Here is a 14,674-nt window from a genome sequence, read left to right on the forward strand (position 1 = left end):
GGGCGTGCGCCGGGGAGGATCAGCGTTTCTGGATGTAGGTGATGGTCAGCGCCAGCGCCAGCACCAGGCCTTTGATAATGTCCATGGCGTAGTAGGGGACCGACAGCATCACCAGGCCGTTTTGCAGCACGCCGAGGATCACCGCGCCGATCAGGGTGCCGAGCGCATTGGGTTTACCGGCCCCGGCCAGCGAGAAGCCGATATAGGCCGCCGCCACCGCGTCCATCAGATAACCGCCGCCGGCGTTGACCTGCGAAGAGCCGATACGTGACGCCAGCAAAATGCCACCAAGCGCCGCCAGCCAAGAGGAAATGACGTAAGCGGCAACCCTGTAACGCACGGTACGGATGCCCGACAGACGCGCGGCTTCGGGGTTGCCGCCGATGGCATACATGCGGCGGCCATGCTTGGTCAACGACAGGAACAGCTGCACCGCGACGGTGACCGCCAGCATGATCAGCACGATCACCGGCACCTGGCCGAGGGCGGAAAACACCTCCGGGATCAGGCCTTCCGCCATGTCGCCATTCGGCAGCACCATGTTTTGGGTGATGGATCCGCCGTAGCTGTAGGTCATCGCCACGCCCTGGATCACGAACAGGCTGGCCAGCGTCGCCAGCATATCGGGAATTCTGAACACCACGATCAGCAGGGCGTTGAACAGGCCGACCAGCGTGCACAGCAGCAGCGTTACCACGATGGCGCCGGTGGTGCCGAACCCGTGCCAGACGAACAGCGAAATCACCAGCGCGTTGGCCAACGAGGCGGTTGAGCCGACCGACAGATCGAAACCGCCGACCGACAGTGAGATAGAGACGCCGATGGCGATCACCGTCACGATGGCGATCGAGCGCAGGATATTGATGATGTTGTTGGCATCGAGAAAGTTGTCCGACGCCAGGCCGAACAGGGCGATCAGCGCCGCCACGGTCAGCAACATGCCCCATTTGTAGAGGAAATCGAACAGCTGTTGGCGCCAGGGCAGCGCAGGCCGCAGGGCTAATTCTTTACTCACGCAGGGGTTCCTCCGGTGGAATAGAGCAATAAGGTTTCTTCGTCGATGTCGGCGGCGTTCAACTCCGCCACGATGCGGCCGTCCCACAGCACGCAGATGCGATCGCACAGGCCAACCAGCTCGGCGAACTCGCCGGAGGCGTAAATCACGCCTTTGCCGGCGCGTGCCAGGCCGTCGATCAGGCCAAACAGCTCTTGCTTGGCCTTGATGTCCACGCCCTTGGTCGGTTCATCGAAGAGCAGCACCTCGGCATTGCCGCGCAGCCATTTGCCGATCGCCACTTTTTGTTGATTGCCGCCGGACAGGCGCGCCAGCCGCTGTTGCGGGCCCGAGGCGCGAATGTTCAGGCGCTGCATGATCTCGCGCGCCCAGCGCAGCTCTTGTCGCCGGCTGAACAGGCTCCAGCGCGAGAAGCTGTCGTCGGCGCTGACGCTCAGGTTCATCGGGATCGCCTCATCGATGAAGATGCCTTCTTTGCGGCGCTCTTCCGGCACCAGCGCCAATCCTTGTTCGACCGAGAGGTGCGGCGCGCGTGGCGCCCAGGGTTGCCCGCGCAGTTCGCCGCGCTCGAGCTGCACGGCGCTGGCGCCGAACAGCGCTTTGCACAGCTCGGTTTTGCCGGCTCCGGCCAGCCCGGCGATGCCGAGAATTTCGCCCTCATGCAACCGCAGCGAAACGTCGCGCAGCTTGTGGCGATCGCGCAAGCCTTGCACCTGCAGCAGCATTCGCTCGGCGTGCGGCGGACGCGGCGGTGGGAAAATGTCGTCCAGCCGATGGCCGAGCATCTTCTCGACGATCTGCTCGTCGCTCAGCCCGCGCATGGGGTCTTCACTGACGCGCCGGCCGTCGCGCAGTACCGTCAGCCGATCGCAAATGTCGTTCAGTTCGTGGATGCGGTGGGAAATAAACACGATGCCGATGCCTTCGGATTGCAGGCGGCGCACCACGTTAAACAGGCGCTCGCTCTCGGCGCGATCGAGCGGCGCGGTCGGTTCGTCGAGCACCAGAAAACGGCAGCGGTGCGACAGCGCACGCGCCAGCAGTACCTGCTGTTTCTCCGCCAGCGTGCAGTCCGCCAGCCGCCTGCGCGGGTTGAGCGGCAGCGCCCATTGCTGCAGCAACTGCGCGGCGCGGCGGTGCAGCTCCGCCCAGTTCAGCCAGTGGCCCGGCTCGTTCAGCCAGTCCAGCATGATGTTTTCCGCCACCGACAGCGTGGGGATCAGCGCGACGTCGACCTCTTGCTGCACCACGTGAATACCGTGGCGGCGCGCCTGCAGTGGGGAGTGGATCGCCACTGCCTGGCCGTCGATCAGGATCTCGCCGCGATAATGATCGTGGGCGCCGGAGAGGATCGCCATCAGCGTCGATTTGCCCGCGCCGTTGGCGCCGACCAGCGCATGGATTGAGCCGCCCTGCAGCGTGAAGTCCACGTCCTGCAGCGCGTTGAAGCCGGAGAAGGCGATCGAGATATTGCGCATCTCGAGGCGTGAAGGCGTTGCGGTTGACATTGCGTAATAAGGCCGTTTAGATGTTTAGATGGCTGTTTTGCTCTGTTGTAACACAGGTTGCGGCGTTGGCAACCAACAAAATGGCATAACGGTGATGAAAAATGCGTTGGCGGGCAGGGGCGCAACCCGCGTCAGGCTGCGCCGGAGCGATAAGCGGTCAGAAGGTGGTGGGGGTGTGTGCGCTGACGATGCGGCAGATGCGCGCCGAGGTATTGCTGAAGCTGTGCGGGATGCCGGTGTTGATGGCGTAACTCTGGCCGGCGGTCAGGCAGTAGCTCTGGCCGTTGATAGTCAGCACGATCTCGCCCTCCAGCAGGGTGCCGATCTCTTCGCCCTGATGCTTGATCTTTTCGCCGGTGGTGGTGCCGGGCTGGTAGGTTTCCAGCATCATCGCCAGGTTGCGCGTCGGGCTGCCGTTGTGCACCAGCTTCATCGACACCCCCTGGCTGCCGATCTCAATCAGATCCTCGGCGTCGATCACCACGCGCGGTTCGTCGGCGGCTTCCGGTTCGGCAAAGAATTCAGACAGCGACAGGCCATACACCTTCAGCAGCTTTTGCAGCGTGCTGATGGCCGGGCTGACCTTGTCCTGTTCGATGGTGCTGATCGCACTGTGGGTTAACCCGGACAGTTCGGCGACCCGGCGCTGCGACAAACCCAATTGCTGACGGATCTGCGACAGGCGTTTGCCCGGTGCCAAGCTGGCTTCGCTCATAGCGGTACTTCCTTCTGGTAGGGGCGACAGGCAGACATGAATATCGCTATCGGGCGCCTGTCTGGGCGATAACGATGCTGCATGATATCGGTAGTTAGGGCAGGTTTGGAAAATATATTGCCCACGTTCACTCTCGGTGCGTTGGACGAAATAGTTGACGTGAAAATGGCAGCAAGGCCTTTTCGGTCAATATTTTATCAATTTAGCAGCCGACGGCGAATAATCAAACAGGATTGTAACATTTGCAAACCCATTCTGTTAAGACTATGTTTCATGGTGTGGATGTTATTTTGAGCGCCCGGCAGCGGCGCAACCTGGCGAGAAATCCAATCATGTGTTGAATCGAACGGCGGACGGGCGCTAACGCGCCTTAAGAGCATAATGGCGGGTGACGTATGCAAACCAATAGCGCAGCAGTTGAACATTTTGCACAGCATCATGAAGAGAGGCGAAGTAGCGCGTTCCAAAATGAGGTTGCTCATTATTTGGAACGCCATCCCGCCACGCAGTATGTCGATATCCTTCTCACCGATCTCAATGGTTCCTTCCGCGGCAAACGCATACCCGTCTCAGGGTTGAAAAAACTGGAAAAAGGCAGCTACTTCCCCGCGTCGGTGTTCGCCATGGACATTCTCGGCAACGTGGTGGAGGAGACCGGTCTTGGGCAGGAGCTCGGCGAGCCGGACCGCGTATGCCTGCCGGTGCCCGGTTCGCTGACGCCGTCGGCCGCCGACCCGGAGCATATCGGCCAGGTGCTGCTGACCATGCTGGATGAAGATGGCACTCCCTTTGACGTTGAACCCCGTAATGTGCTGAACCGCGTGTGGCAGGCGCTGCGACAACGCGGCTTGTTCCCGGTGGCAGCGGTAGAGCTGGAGTTTTATCTCATCGATAGGTTGCGCGACGCGGAAGGCGATCTCCAGCCGCCGTGTGCGCCCGGCACCCAGGAGCGCAACACCCAAAGCCAGGTGTACTCCGTCGATAACCTGAACCATTTCGCCGAGGTGCTGAACGACATCGACGCACTGGCGAAGCTGCAGGGGCTGCCGGCGGACGGCGCGGTGGCGGAGGCGTCGCCGGGGCAGTTCGAGGTCAACCTGCGTCATACCGACGATATCTTGCTGGCCTGCGACCACGCGCTGGCGCTGAAGCGGCTGGTGCGGCTGGTGGCCGAGAACCACGACATGCACGCCACCTTTATGGCCAAACCCTATGAGGATTACGCCGGCAGCGGCATGCACGTGCATGTCAGCATGCAGGACGGGGCGGGCAACAACCTGTTCGCCGACGCCGAAGGCGAGGATTCACCGCTATTGAAACAGGCGTTGGCCGGGATGATCACCCTGATGCCGGCGTCGATGGCGCTGCTGGCGCCGAACGTCAACGCCTACCGGCGTTTCCAGCCGGGGATGTATGTGCCGATCCAGGCCGCCTGGGGCCACAATAATCGCACCGTGGCGCTGCGCATTCCCTGCGGCGAACCGGAGAACCACCGGGTGGAGTACCGCGTGGCCGGCGCGGACGCCAATCCCTATCTGGTGATGGCGGCGATCCTGGCCGGCATGCTGTACGGGCTGGACAACCTGCTGCCGCTGCCTGAGCCGGTGACCGGCAACGGGCTGGAGCAGGAGGGGCTGCCGCTGCCGATCCGCCAGAGCGACGCGCTGTACGAGTTTGAACACCAGCACGCGCTGACCCATTATCTGGGCGAACGTTTCACCCAGGTTTATCACGCCTGCAAGACGGACGAACTGCTGCAGTTTGAACGGCGGGTGACGGAAACCGAGATCGACTGGATGTTGAAAAATGCCTGAATGGGCGTATAAGTAAGAGGTACGTGCGGGCAACCGGCCTGCCGGTAGCGGATTAATTCGCCTGCCGGGCTGGTTTTCCGTTCGATCGACAAAAAGAATTTGTATTTGAGGGTTTCCGGATCTTGTCATCCGGAGGCATTCTGGTGCAAAATATCTCAAATGCAGATAGCCGACGTTTTAACGCGTCGGTTATTTTTTTTGCATTAAGTTTTACCAACGTAGCGTTTCATACACCAAGCGAGGCCGGACACCGATCCGGATAGATAAATAGTTTCGTGCACGATCAAACAAAACTTTATGGTCGTGACTCATGAGGATTAGAAAGATGGGGCAATTTTTCACTTTAGCACCGGTGCCCGCCGGTTTCCGCTGTGGCCGCAGCGACTATGGAGCAGCCGAGGTTACCTCGACCCGTTATCCAGCTTACAATCCCCTTCTTTTAGAATTAAGTCGCTCGTTGCGAAGTTTCCCCGCAACCTTAAGTCTTGGCGTGTCCGCCATCCGCAAGGCTCAAGGTAAGGGGGGGCTGAACAATGTCCGATAATACCCTCAACGCCGCTCCGGCTCAGCGCACTCAGCTGCGTAAAACCCTGACTTTGGTTCCGGTAGTGATGATGGGCCTGGCTTACCTGCAGCCAATGACCATCTTCGATACCTTCGGCATCGTATCCGGCCTGACCGATGGTCACGTCGCGACCGCGTACGCCTTCGCTCTGCTGGCGATCCTGTTTACCGCCCTGAGCTACGGCAAGCTGGTGAAGAAGTTCCCTTCCGCCGGTTCTGCCTACACCTACGCCCAGAAAGCCATCAGCCCGCACGTCGGCTTTATGGTGGGCTGGTCATCGCTGCTGGACTATCTGTTCATGCCGATGATCAACATTTTGTTGGCCAAGATTTACCTGGAAGCGATCTTCCCGGGCGTCCCGTCCTGGATCTTCGTGGCGGTGCTGGTCGGCTTGATGACGATTTTCAACCTGCGCGGCATCAAGCTGGTGGCTAACCTGAATTCCATCATCGTGGTGGTGCAGGTGGCGATCATGATCGTGTTCCTCGGCCTGGTGATCAACGGCATTTACCACGGCGAAGGCGCCGGTACGCTGGTCAGCAGCCGCCCGTTCTGGTCCGATAACGCTCACGTGGTGCCGATGATTACCGGCGCGACCATCCTGTGCTTCTCGTTCCTGGGCTTCGACGGCATCAGCTCGCTGTCTGAAGAGACCAAAGACGCGGAAAAAGTGATCCCGAAAGCCATCTTCCTGACGGCGCTGATCGGCGGCATCATCTTTATCGTGGTGTCTTACTTCGTGCAGCTGTACTTCCCGGACATCTCGCGCTTCAAGGATCCTGACGCGTCGCAGCCTGAAATCATGCTGTACGTGGCGGGCAAGTTCTTCCAGTCGGTGATCCTGGTGTTCTCCTGCGTGACGGTATTGGCATCTGGCATGGCGGCGCACGCGGGCGTTTCGCGTCTGATGTACGTGATGGGCCGCGACGGCGTGTTCCCGACTCGCTTCTTCGGCTATGTGCATCCGAAATGGCGTACCCCGGCGCTGAACGTGCTGCTGGTTGGCGCCATCGCGCTGTCCGCGGTATCGTTTGACCTGGTGACTGCGACCGCGCTGATCAACTTCGGTGCGCTGGTGGCCTTCACCTTCGTCAACCTGTCGGTGATTTCGCAGTTCTACATTCGCGACAAGATGAACCGCACCGTGAAGGACACGTTCAACTACCTGATCCTGCCGGTGATGGGTGCACTGACCGTTGGCGCGCTGTGGATCAACCTGGAAGCCAGCTCGATGACGCTGGGCCTGGTCTGGGCGGCTGTCGGCCTGATCTACCTCGCCTTCGTCACCCGCAGCTTCCGTCTGCCGGTGCCGCAAGCGAGCGAAGACGCCGCCTAAGCGCGAGCCGTCTCCTCAGCCACAAAAAAGGCCGCATTCGCGGCCTTTTCCTTTTCTGCTTGCAGCGGGTTTTACCCCACCAACTCTTTGCCGTAATCGAACAGCGCTTTCAGCAGGGCGGTTTTCTCTTTGTCGCCTTCGTGCAGGTTATACAGCGATTCGAGCTGCAGCAGGTAACTCTGCACGCGCTCCGCGCTCAGCGCTTCCTGGCGGTGTTGCAGCCAGCGGCGCTGCTCGGCGTCGTCCAGCGTATTCGGGTAGTTGCGCGCGCGGAAACGGAATAGCAGCTCTTTCATGCGGTCGTCGCTGAAGGCCAGATCCAGCGCCGGCAGGTTCTGCGGCTTGGTCTGCTGGATAATCCTCATCGCCGCCTTGTCGGCATCGCTGAAGAAGCCGTCGTACAGCCGGGCGTCGACGTCGTCGGAGCCTTTGAACGGCTCGGCTTCGGCGAACAACGCCACCACTTTCTCGCGCACTTCCGGGTGCTGTTTCAGCAGTTGCAGGTTCTGCAGGCAGGCCTGGCGATCGATGCCCAGCCGCTCGGCGTTCTCCGGCAGCAGGGTTTTGGCCGGCGCCAGCACCGGGCATTTGTTGATATGCACCAGCTTGATCGGCACCGGCGCCTGATCCGGCGCCAGATCGTCGCGGCGGGTGTACAGCCGTTCACGCAGCTGCTCGGCGCTCAGCGTCAGCAACGGCGTCATATCGCCGGCGAGATCGCACATGATCACCGCATTTTTGTTGTCCGGGTGCCAGGCCAACGGCGACACCCAACTGGTGTTGCCGCGCGCCGCGCCGAACATGCCGGAGACGTGCACCAGCGGCGTCATGTCGGCGACGTCGATCAGGGCGTTCAGCTTGTGTTTGTTGCGGTGCTGCAGCAGGAAATCGAACAGCCGCGGCTGCGCCTGCTTGACCAGCTTGGCCATGGCGATGGTGGCGTAAACGTCCGACATCGCGTCGTGAGCCTGCGTGTGTTCGACGCCGTTGGCGCGCGTGAGGTGTTCGAGGCGGAAGCTGGGGAAACCGTCTTCGTTTTCCGGCCAGACGATGCCGTCCGGGCGCAGGGCGTAGCAGGCGCGCATCACATCCAGTAGATCCCAACGCGAGTTGCCGTTTTGCCAGCTATAGGCATAGGGATCGTAGAAGTTGCGATAGAAGATATTGCGGCTCACTTCGTCATCGAAGCGGATGTTGTTGTAACCGAGAATGCAGGTGCCGGCCACGCTGAAGGCCTGATGGATTTGGCGGGTGAACTCGGCCTCGTTAACGCCTTTGGCGCGCGCCACCTGCGGCGTGATGCCGGTGATCATCACCGCCTCGGGTTCCGGCAGGTAGTCGTCGGCCGGGGCGCAGTAGATGACCAGCGGCTCTTCGATAATGTTGAAATCCATATCGGTGCGCACGCCGGCGAACTGCGCCGGGCGGTCCAGCGATGGGCTCTTGCCGAAGGTCTCGTAATCGTGGATGTAAAATGTGGCCGTTGCCTTGCTGCTCAAAATCGCGTCTCTTCAGTGGCGGATACAATATGCCCCTATTGTAACGGCGTGGGGAGCGATGCCAAGCGGCGGTTAGCGAAATGCGCGCAATTACGCACGGCGATAGTAATCCAGCCGCTGGTGAAAGTAGGGGAGCAGGTGGTCGGGGATCTGTTGTTCTGTTTCCGCCTGGGTTGAGGCGATGCCGTAGCGCTCGTTGTAGATCACGCTGATGGCCAGCAAATCGGTTTCTATTTTCTCGCGTTGTGCCTGCGGTAAGCTATCCAGCTTTCGAGCCATCGTTATCTCCCTGTTAACCTTAGGGTATAATAGGATCGTTAGCGGGTCTTGTCCCTACCCATTCCGGGGGGCGATGGACGCCTGAGCGCTTTGCTGCGAGCAGGGGGCCTGACTGTGGCGCGCGGCGAACTCGCTCTGCGCCTGGTGCGCATTGAGACGATCCGCCCGGTTATACAGCGAACAGGCGCCGCTTATCACCGCCCCCCAAAACAGGGTGCACAGCAGTAAAACCCCCAACCAGATTTTTTGGTTATAGGTCATAAGTCCTCCACGGACGAGAAGAGAAATAACATTGACCGTTAAATTAAATCAGGCGCTACATCAATGGTATTTAAACGGCGGAGATTAATCATGGAATCTATGCGGTTCTTTTGTTACTAAAGCCACGATGGATGTTTCAAAAGATTCCTTAAGATAATATTAAGAAAACTGAGTGAGGGCGCCGTAATTCTATTTAATATTTGTTTAAATATCCGCAGATACAATCTTCCACATTCAATACCAATGTGGGTGACAATTATGAAAACGCTACTGTTGACCGGCGCTACCGGCTTTCTTGGTGGTGCGGTTCTCGAAAAATTATTGATTGAAAATCAGTCTATTAATTATCTTTTACTGGTGCGTGCCGACGATGCGCAGCAAGGGCTGACCCGTATTCGCGCGAATATGGAAAAGTTTAATATCGACGCGAATCTGCTGTCTAAAATTACGATAGAAAATATATTGTTGGGCGACCTTTCCGAGCCGGCCGACTTTTTAACTGACGCACGTATTAACAATGTCACGCACGTTATTAACTGTGCGGCCGTTGCTTCATTTGGTAATAACCCGCTCATTTGGAAGGTAAACGTAGAAGGCACCTTGGCCTTTGCCGAAAGAATGGCGCAGGTACCGGGGCTAAAACGCTTCCTGCACGTCGGTACCGCCATGTCCTGTTCACCGGAGCCGGGTTCGCTGGTGGCGGAGAGCGGCGAGTTTGAGGAAGACGCCGAGCACCTGGTGGAATATACGCGTTCCAAATCCACCATCGAACAGCTGATGCGCCAACGCTGCCCGCAACTGCCGCTGACCATCGCTCGTCCGTCGATCGTGGTGGGGCACACCCGCCTGGGCTGCCAGCCTTCCAGCAGCATTTTCTGGGTGTTTGGCATGGCGCTGATGCTGCGCAAATTCATGTGCTCGTTGGAGGACAATATCGACGTGATCCCGGCGGACTACTGCGCGGATGCGTTGGTGATGCTGATGAACAGCGAAACGCTGGAGAACGACGTGTATCACATCTCCGCCGGCGTGGAGAGCAGCGTCAGCTTTGCCGAAATCGATAACGCCATGGCGGCAGCGCTGGAAAAGGCGCCGGTGGGCGATGAGTATGCGCAGGTGACGTATGACGCGCTGGTGAAAATGCGCCGCCAGCTGAAAGACATTTTCGGCCCGTGCAACGAACGGCTGATGCTGAAAGCGATGCGCCTGTACGGATCGTTCGCCATGCTCAATGTGCGTTTCAGCAACGAGAAGATCCTCAAGCTGGGCATGCCTAAGCCGCCGCGCTTCACCGACTACATCGCCGGCTGCGTCCAGTCGACCCGCGGGCTGTCTATCCAGCAGCAGATGGTGGTGGACTTCAAATAACCGCCGGGCGCAGCGGGCGCCCGAGATTATTGTCCGTTACCAGGACGAAGAGGACCAGAAGACGCGGCCGAGCACCACCAGTTGCTCCTTGCGCTGCTGATAGCTGAGGTGCTCGTCCTGGTACTCTTCCCGGTTGAGGGAGCGGATGACGACGCCGCCGTCCGGCTGCTCGATCAGCACCTTCACCCGCAGCAAATTGCCGTGGCGGATGGCATAAGTCTTGCCTTCGCGAATGCGCGTGTCGTCGGTGTTGATGCCGACCACGTCGCCGTCCTGCAGACGGGGCTCCATGCTGGAGCCGGAGATGCGGATAATGCGCGCGGCGTTGACCGCCACCCCCATCTTGTGCAGATAGTAACGGCGGAAGATCAGCGAAAACTCCTCGCGATCGACGATTTCGTAGCAGCCGTCGCCGGCGGAAAAATCAATATCCAGCAGCGGGATCTCCACAAACTCTTCCTTGTCTTGTTCGGTATCTTCCCATACCACCGGTTTCAAACGGGCGGGCTGGAAGTCCGACTCCGCCGCCACGTTGTCAAACGGGCGCACCAGCTGTTTTTCATGAAACACGTCGAACCAGCCCTTGGGCAAATTCAGCCTGGCCTCGATCCGCCTGGCCAGATTGTCGCCAAGATTGCGAGAGGATTTCTCCCCGATGATTTGGCTCAGCGTCGGCGCGGAAGACTCAACCAGCGTGGCGAACTCATTCTGGTTGACGCCTTGCCGGGCGTAGCGGGCCATCAATTCGCGCAGATTGTTGCGCCTGATTTCTTTAGTTTCCATTGTTCGATGATCGCACTCTTTAGCAAAAAGGTAAATAACGGTTTTGCTAAAAAACGCTTGCGCATAATTTAGCAATTAGCTAAAACAAAAAGGGTGAGCCAAAGGTTCACCTGTGCGGAGCGGCCTGTCATGATGAGAGGCCGCTCAGTGAAATCAAACGAGAGAGGGACTTTACGATGTACAAGATTGATTACAATAGCTACCGATCGGTCGCCAGCTTCGGCCACCGCGTGCGCTTTCTGGTGCTGCACTACACGGCGCAAAACTTCGCCGACTCGGTGACGTCGTTGACCGGAAAATCGGTCAGCGCGCACTATCTGGTGCCGGATCCGACCGAGGCCACCTATCAGGCCGCCGGCTTCAGCGGCGTGCGCATTTTCAACCTGGTGGACGAGAACGAGCGTGCCTGGCATGCCGGCAGCAGCCAGTGGGGCACCCGCAGCAATATCAACGACACCTCGATCGGCATCGAGATCGTCAACCTGGCGAGTGGCGACGGTGGAAACATCACCTTCCCGCCGTTTAACCCGCAGCAGATCGAGGCGGTCATCCAGTTGGCGCAGAATATCCTGCAGCGTTATCCGGACATCTCTCCGGAGAACGTGGTGGCGCACTCCGACATCGCGCCGGGCCGCAAGAGCGATCCGGGCCCGCAGTTCCCGTGGCAGCAGCTGTATCAGGCCGGCGTCGGTGCCTGGTATGACGAAGCCACCAAGCAGCAGCGCCAGCAGGAATACTGCAGCCAGGGGCTGCCGGCGCAGGCCGAGCTGCTGAAACTGTTCGCCCAATACGGCTACGACACCTCGGCGGCGAACACCGCAGAAGGCTATCGCCAGCTGGTGCACGCGTTCCAACTGCACTTCCGCCAGCAGAAGTATGACGGCGTGATGGATGTCGAAACCGCCGCCGTTCTGCGCGCGCTGGTCGACAAGTACGCCGCCTGAGCCTGACCGCGAATGGGGGACGCCTCATTCGCCTTTTCCTTGCCGGGCTTCCTCCGCTAAAATAGCGGCCTGGCTGGTCTTTATCGGAGGCATCGTGCGCCTCGATCGAAAAATCTCTTCCCTTGAATTGCTGACCTACCGCCACTATCGCATCGTTCACGGCGTGCGCATCGGGCTGGCGTTTATTCTGACATTTCTGCTGATCCGCTTGCTGGCGGTGCCAGAAGGCACCTGGCCGCTGATCACCCTGGTGGTGGTGATGGGGCCGATCTCGTTTTGGGGCAACGTGCTGCAGCGGGCGCTGCAACGCATTGCCGGCACGGTATTCGGCGCCGCGTCCGGCCTGATCGCCCTGTATCTGGAACTCTATTCGCTGCCGCTGATGCTGGTTTGGTGCGGCGTGGTGATGTTCGTCTGCGGTTACCTGACGCTCGGCAAACGGCCGTATATGGCGCTGCTGGTGGGGATCACGCTGGCGGTGGTGTGCGGCGCGGGCGCCGGCGACATGCATACCGCGCTGTGGCGCAGCGGCGACGTGATCTTCGGCTCGCTGCTGGCGCTGCTGTTCACCAGCATCTACCCACAGCGCGCCTATATTCTGTGGCGCATGCAGATGGCGGACTGCCTGCAAACCGCCGCCCGCCTCTACGGCGCGTATTTTTCGCCGAACGTCATTGAGCGGCCGCGGCTGGAGCCGCAGCTCAAGGATCTGTTGAATCAGGTGGTGAAGCTGCGCAGCCTGATCGTGCCCGCCAGCAAGGAAACCCGCATCCCCAAAGCGGTGTTCGAGGCGGTGCAAACCCTCAGCCGCAATCTGGTGTGCACGCTGGAGCTGATGGCCGACGCCTATTGGGCCTCGCGCGAAACGCACTTCATCATGTTGAACGCCCGCACGCTGCGCAGCACCCAGTTGCTGACGCTGAGCTCGCTGGAATCGCTGGCGGTGCTGATGCGTGAAGGGCCGCAGGCGCAGCGGCAGGCGGCGGCGGGGCAGCTGGCGGAGATCGCCGGCGAGCTGAAAACGCTGATGCAGGAGGTCAGCCTCGGCCAGCACGGCGAAGCGCCGATTTACGGCTATGTCTGGCTCAGCATGGAGCTGGCGCAGCAGTTGGAAGAGCTGGGGGATCTGCTGCAGGTCTGCACCGCCGCCGGGCGCGAATAAGGGGTCAGATCATGAAGGCGGCGCTTTGGGTTTTGGCCGCCGGAGCAAAGTGGGTAAGATAAGGCAATCACTGTTGTGCCGGACCGCCACAAACCTGTATCTTGGTGCCATGTGGCCGTAAGCAAATGAATCTGTGTATTACTAAAGCAAGGGTATAAAGATGGATAATGCAAATAAGCCGAGTTTCCAGGACGTGCTGGAGTTTGTGCGTATGTTCCGCCGCAAAAACAAACTGCAACGCGAGATCGTCGACAACGAAAAGAAAATTCGTGATAACCAGAAGCGCGTGCTGCTGCTCGACAACCTGAGTGAGTACATCAAGCCCGGCATGAGCATTGAAGACATTCAGGGCATCATCGCCAACATGCGCAGCGACTACGAAGATCGCGTTGATGACTACATCATCAAAAATGCCGATCTGTCCAAAGAGCGCCGCGAGCTGTCCAAAAAGCTGAAAGCGATGGGCGAAGTGAAGTAACCCGCTTTAGCGGGCCGGGCGTCCTGCCTGGCCCGCATCCTTATCCCGCCTGATTTTCCGTTCTTGCCGACACTGCCGTTTCCGTTGGGGCGTTCCCCGGCGGCCGAAGGCGCCTCCCCATCCTGCAGGATCTGCAGGTGACCGCCGGGGAACGCTTGTTACTGCTCCGCGCCGTACATGTCGAAGTCGAAATACCTGTCGTTGATTTTCTTGTAAGTGCCGTTGGCGCGGATCGCCTGCAGCGCGTCGTTGAAGGCGTTAAGCAGCGCGGTATCGTCTTTGCGCACCCCGATGCCGTCGCCGACGCCGAAGTATTTGCTGTCGTCCAGTTCGGCGCCGATAAAGGCGAAATCTTTGCCGCCGGGCGTTTTGAAGAACTCGCTGGCGCTGACGCTGGCCAGCAGCGACGCATCCAGCCGGCCGTTGGCCAAATCTTCGTTCACTTCCTGTTGGCTTTGGTAGGCCACCACGTTGACGCCGGCCGGGCGCCACAGCGCGTTGGCGTAGGCCTCCTGGCTGGAGCCTTGCTGCACGCCGACCGATTTGCCCTTCAGCGAGGCGACGGTAGGCTGCAGGTTGCTGCCCTTATGCGCCACCAGCCGCGCCGGGGCGTTCGAGACCTTGCTGGAGAAGGCGATCTGCTGCCGGCGCTGCGGCGTGATGGTCATCGACGAGGCGATGGCGTCGAATTTCTTCGCCTGCAGGCCGGGGATCATGCCGTCCCAGCTGCTTTCTACCCACACGCATTTGGCCTGCATCTGGTCGCACAACGCCTGGGCGATATCGACGCCGAAGCCGGTCAGCTTGCCCTGCGGGGTTTTATATTCCAGCGGTGGAAAGGTGGGATCGATGCCCAGCTTGATCACTTTGCCGCTGAATTCACCGCTCAGCGCGGGAAAGCTCGCGGCCAGCGGCAGCAACAACAACAGCCCTTTGATGGTTTTCAT

Annotated in this window: 15 protein-coding genes; 6 read left to right on the forward strand and 9 right to left on the reverse strand. The window is 59.7% G+C overall.

Going from position 1 to position 14,674, the window contains the following annotated elements:
* Positions 1-19: 19 nt before the first annotated feature.
* From ACUTSC_RS12395 to ACUTSC_RS12410, 4 genes are all read right to left on the reverse strand, one after another.
* Positions 20-1,015, reverse strand: coding sequence for an ABC transporter permease (locus ACUTSC_RS12395; RefSeq protein ID WP_197768111.1), 996 nt, complete (start codon positions 1,013-1,015; stop codon positions 20-22).
* On the reverse strand, positions 1,012-2,523 hold the full coding sequence (locus tag ACUTSC_RS12400; RefSeq protein WP_197768110.1) for an ATP-binding cassette domain-containing protein: 1,512 nt from the start codon (positions 2,521-2,523) through the stop codon (positions 1,012-1,014). Before ACUTSC_RS12400 ends, ACUTSC_RS12395 begins: the two co-directional genes overlap by 4 nt.
* A 157-nt stretch (positions 2,524-2,680) precedes the next feature.
* Positions 2,681-3,238, reverse strand: coding sequence for an HTH-type transcriptional regulator PuuR (gene puuR, locus ACUTSC_RS12405; RefSeq protein ID WP_038877865.1), 558 nt, complete (start codon positions 3,236-3,238; stop codon positions 2,681-2,683).
* 197 nt (positions 3,239-3,435) lie between these two features.
* The gene (locus ACUTSC_RS12410; protein WP_197768240.1) at positions 3,436-3,720 is read right to left on the reverse strand and encodes a hypothetical protein; all 285 of its coding nucleotides are present in this window, start codon (positions 3,718-3,720) and stop codon (positions 3,436-3,438) included.
* On the opposite strand from ACUTSC_RS12410, the gene ACUTSC_RS12415 reads away from it, so the two are divergent.
* Both ACUTSC_RS12415 and ACUTSC_RS12420 read left to right on the forward strand, forming a co-directional pair.
* A complete protein-coding gene (locus ACUTSC_RS12415; RefSeq protein ID WP_197768109.1) occupies positions 3,634-5,052 on the forward strand; it encodes a glutamine synthetase in 1,419 nt (472 codons plus the stop codon). The genes ACUTSC_RS12410 and ACUTSC_RS12415 overlap by 87 nt on opposite strands.
* A gap of 533 nt (positions 5,053-5,585) precedes the next feature.
* Positions 5,586-6,953, forward strand: a complete 1,368-nt coding sequence (locus tag ACUTSC_RS12420; protein ID WP_063989232.1) for an APC family permease — start codon at positions 5,586-5,588, stop codon at positions 6,951-6,953.
* A 71-nt stretch (positions 6,954-7,024) separates the two neighbouring features.
* Here the strand turns inward: ACUTSC_RS12420 and sbcB are convergent, their stop codons facing one another.
* From sbcB to ACUTSC_RS12435, 3 genes are all read right to left on the reverse strand, one after another.
* Positions 7,025-8,452, reverse strand: coding sequence for an exodeoxyribonuclease I (sbcB, locus tag ACUTSC_RS12425; RefSeq protein WP_197768108.1), 1,428 nt, complete (start codon positions 8,450-8,452; stop codon positions 7,025-7,027).
* 90 nt (positions 8,453-8,542) lie between these two features.
* The gene (locus ACUTSC_RS12430; protein ID WP_049200522.1) at positions 8,543-8,731 is read right to left on the reverse strand and encodes a DNA polymerase III subunit theta; all 189 of its coding nucleotides are present in this window, start codon (positions 8,729-8,731) and stop codon (positions 8,543-8,545) included.
* Between the two features lie 54 nt (positions 8,732-8,785).
* Positions 8,786-8,992 carry a hypothetical protein gene (locus ACUTSC_RS12435; protein WP_197768107.1) on the reverse strand — a complete coding sequence of 69 codons (207 nt, stop codon included), beginning with the start codon at positions 8,990-8,992 and terminating at the stop codon, positions 8,786-8,788.
* Positions 8,993-9,250: 258 nt separating this feature from the next.
* Here ACUTSC_RS12435 and ACUTSC_RS12440 point away from each other — a divergent pair, with 258 nt between their 5' ends.
* Positions 9,251-10,360: an SDR family oxidoreductase gene (locus tag ACUTSC_RS12440; RefSeq protein WP_197768106.1), complete on the forward strand. Its 1,110-nt coding sequence runs from the start codon at positions 9,251-9,253 to the stop codon at positions 10,358-10,360.
* A 36-nt stretch (positions 10,361-10,396) separates the two neighbouring features.
* Here ACUTSC_RS12440 and ACUTSC_RS12445 read toward each other — a convergent pair whose 3' ends face one another.
* The gene (locus tag ACUTSC_RS12445) at positions 10,397-11,143 is read right to left on the reverse strand and encodes a S24 family peptidase (protein ID WP_004935623.1); all 747 of its coding nucleotides are present in this window, start codon (positions 11,141-11,143) and stop codon (positions 10,397-10,399) included.
* 176 nt (positions 11,144-11,319) lie between these two features.
* On the opposite strand from ACUTSC_RS12445, the gene ACUTSC_RS12450 reads away from it, so the two are divergent.
* From ACUTSC_RS12450 to tmaR, 3 genes are all read left to right on the forward strand, one after another.
* A complete protein-coding gene (locus ACUTSC_RS12450; protein WP_197768105.1) occupies positions 11,320-12,087 on the forward strand; it encodes an N-acetylmuramoyl-L-alanine amidase in 768 nt (255 codons plus the stop codon).
* Positions 12,088-12,181: 94 nt separating this feature from the next.
* Entirely contained in the window at positions 12,182-13,249 is a 1,068-nt protein-coding gene (locus ACUTSC_RS12455; protein WP_070914537.1) for an FUSC family protein, read from the forward strand.
* A 160-nt stretch (positions 13,250-13,409) separates the two neighbouring features.
* Positions 13,410-13,727 carry a PTS system regulator TmaR gene (gene tmaR, locus ACUTSC_RS12460; protein WP_004935612.1) on the forward strand — a complete coding sequence of 106 codons (318 nt, stop codon included), beginning with the start codon at positions 13,410-13,412 and terminating at the stop codon, positions 13,725-13,727.
* 158 nt (positions 13,728-13,885) lie between these two features.
* On the opposite strand, the gene ACUTSC_RS12465 is transcribed toward tmaR, so the two are convergent.
* Positions 13,886-14,674, reverse strand: a complete 789-nt coding sequence (locus ACUTSC_RS12465; protein ID WP_197768104.1) for a lysine/arginine/ornithine ABC transporter substrate-binding protein — start codon at positions 14,672-14,674, stop codon at positions 13,886-13,888.

The organism is Serratia sp. TSA_105.2, from assembly GCF_052692115.1.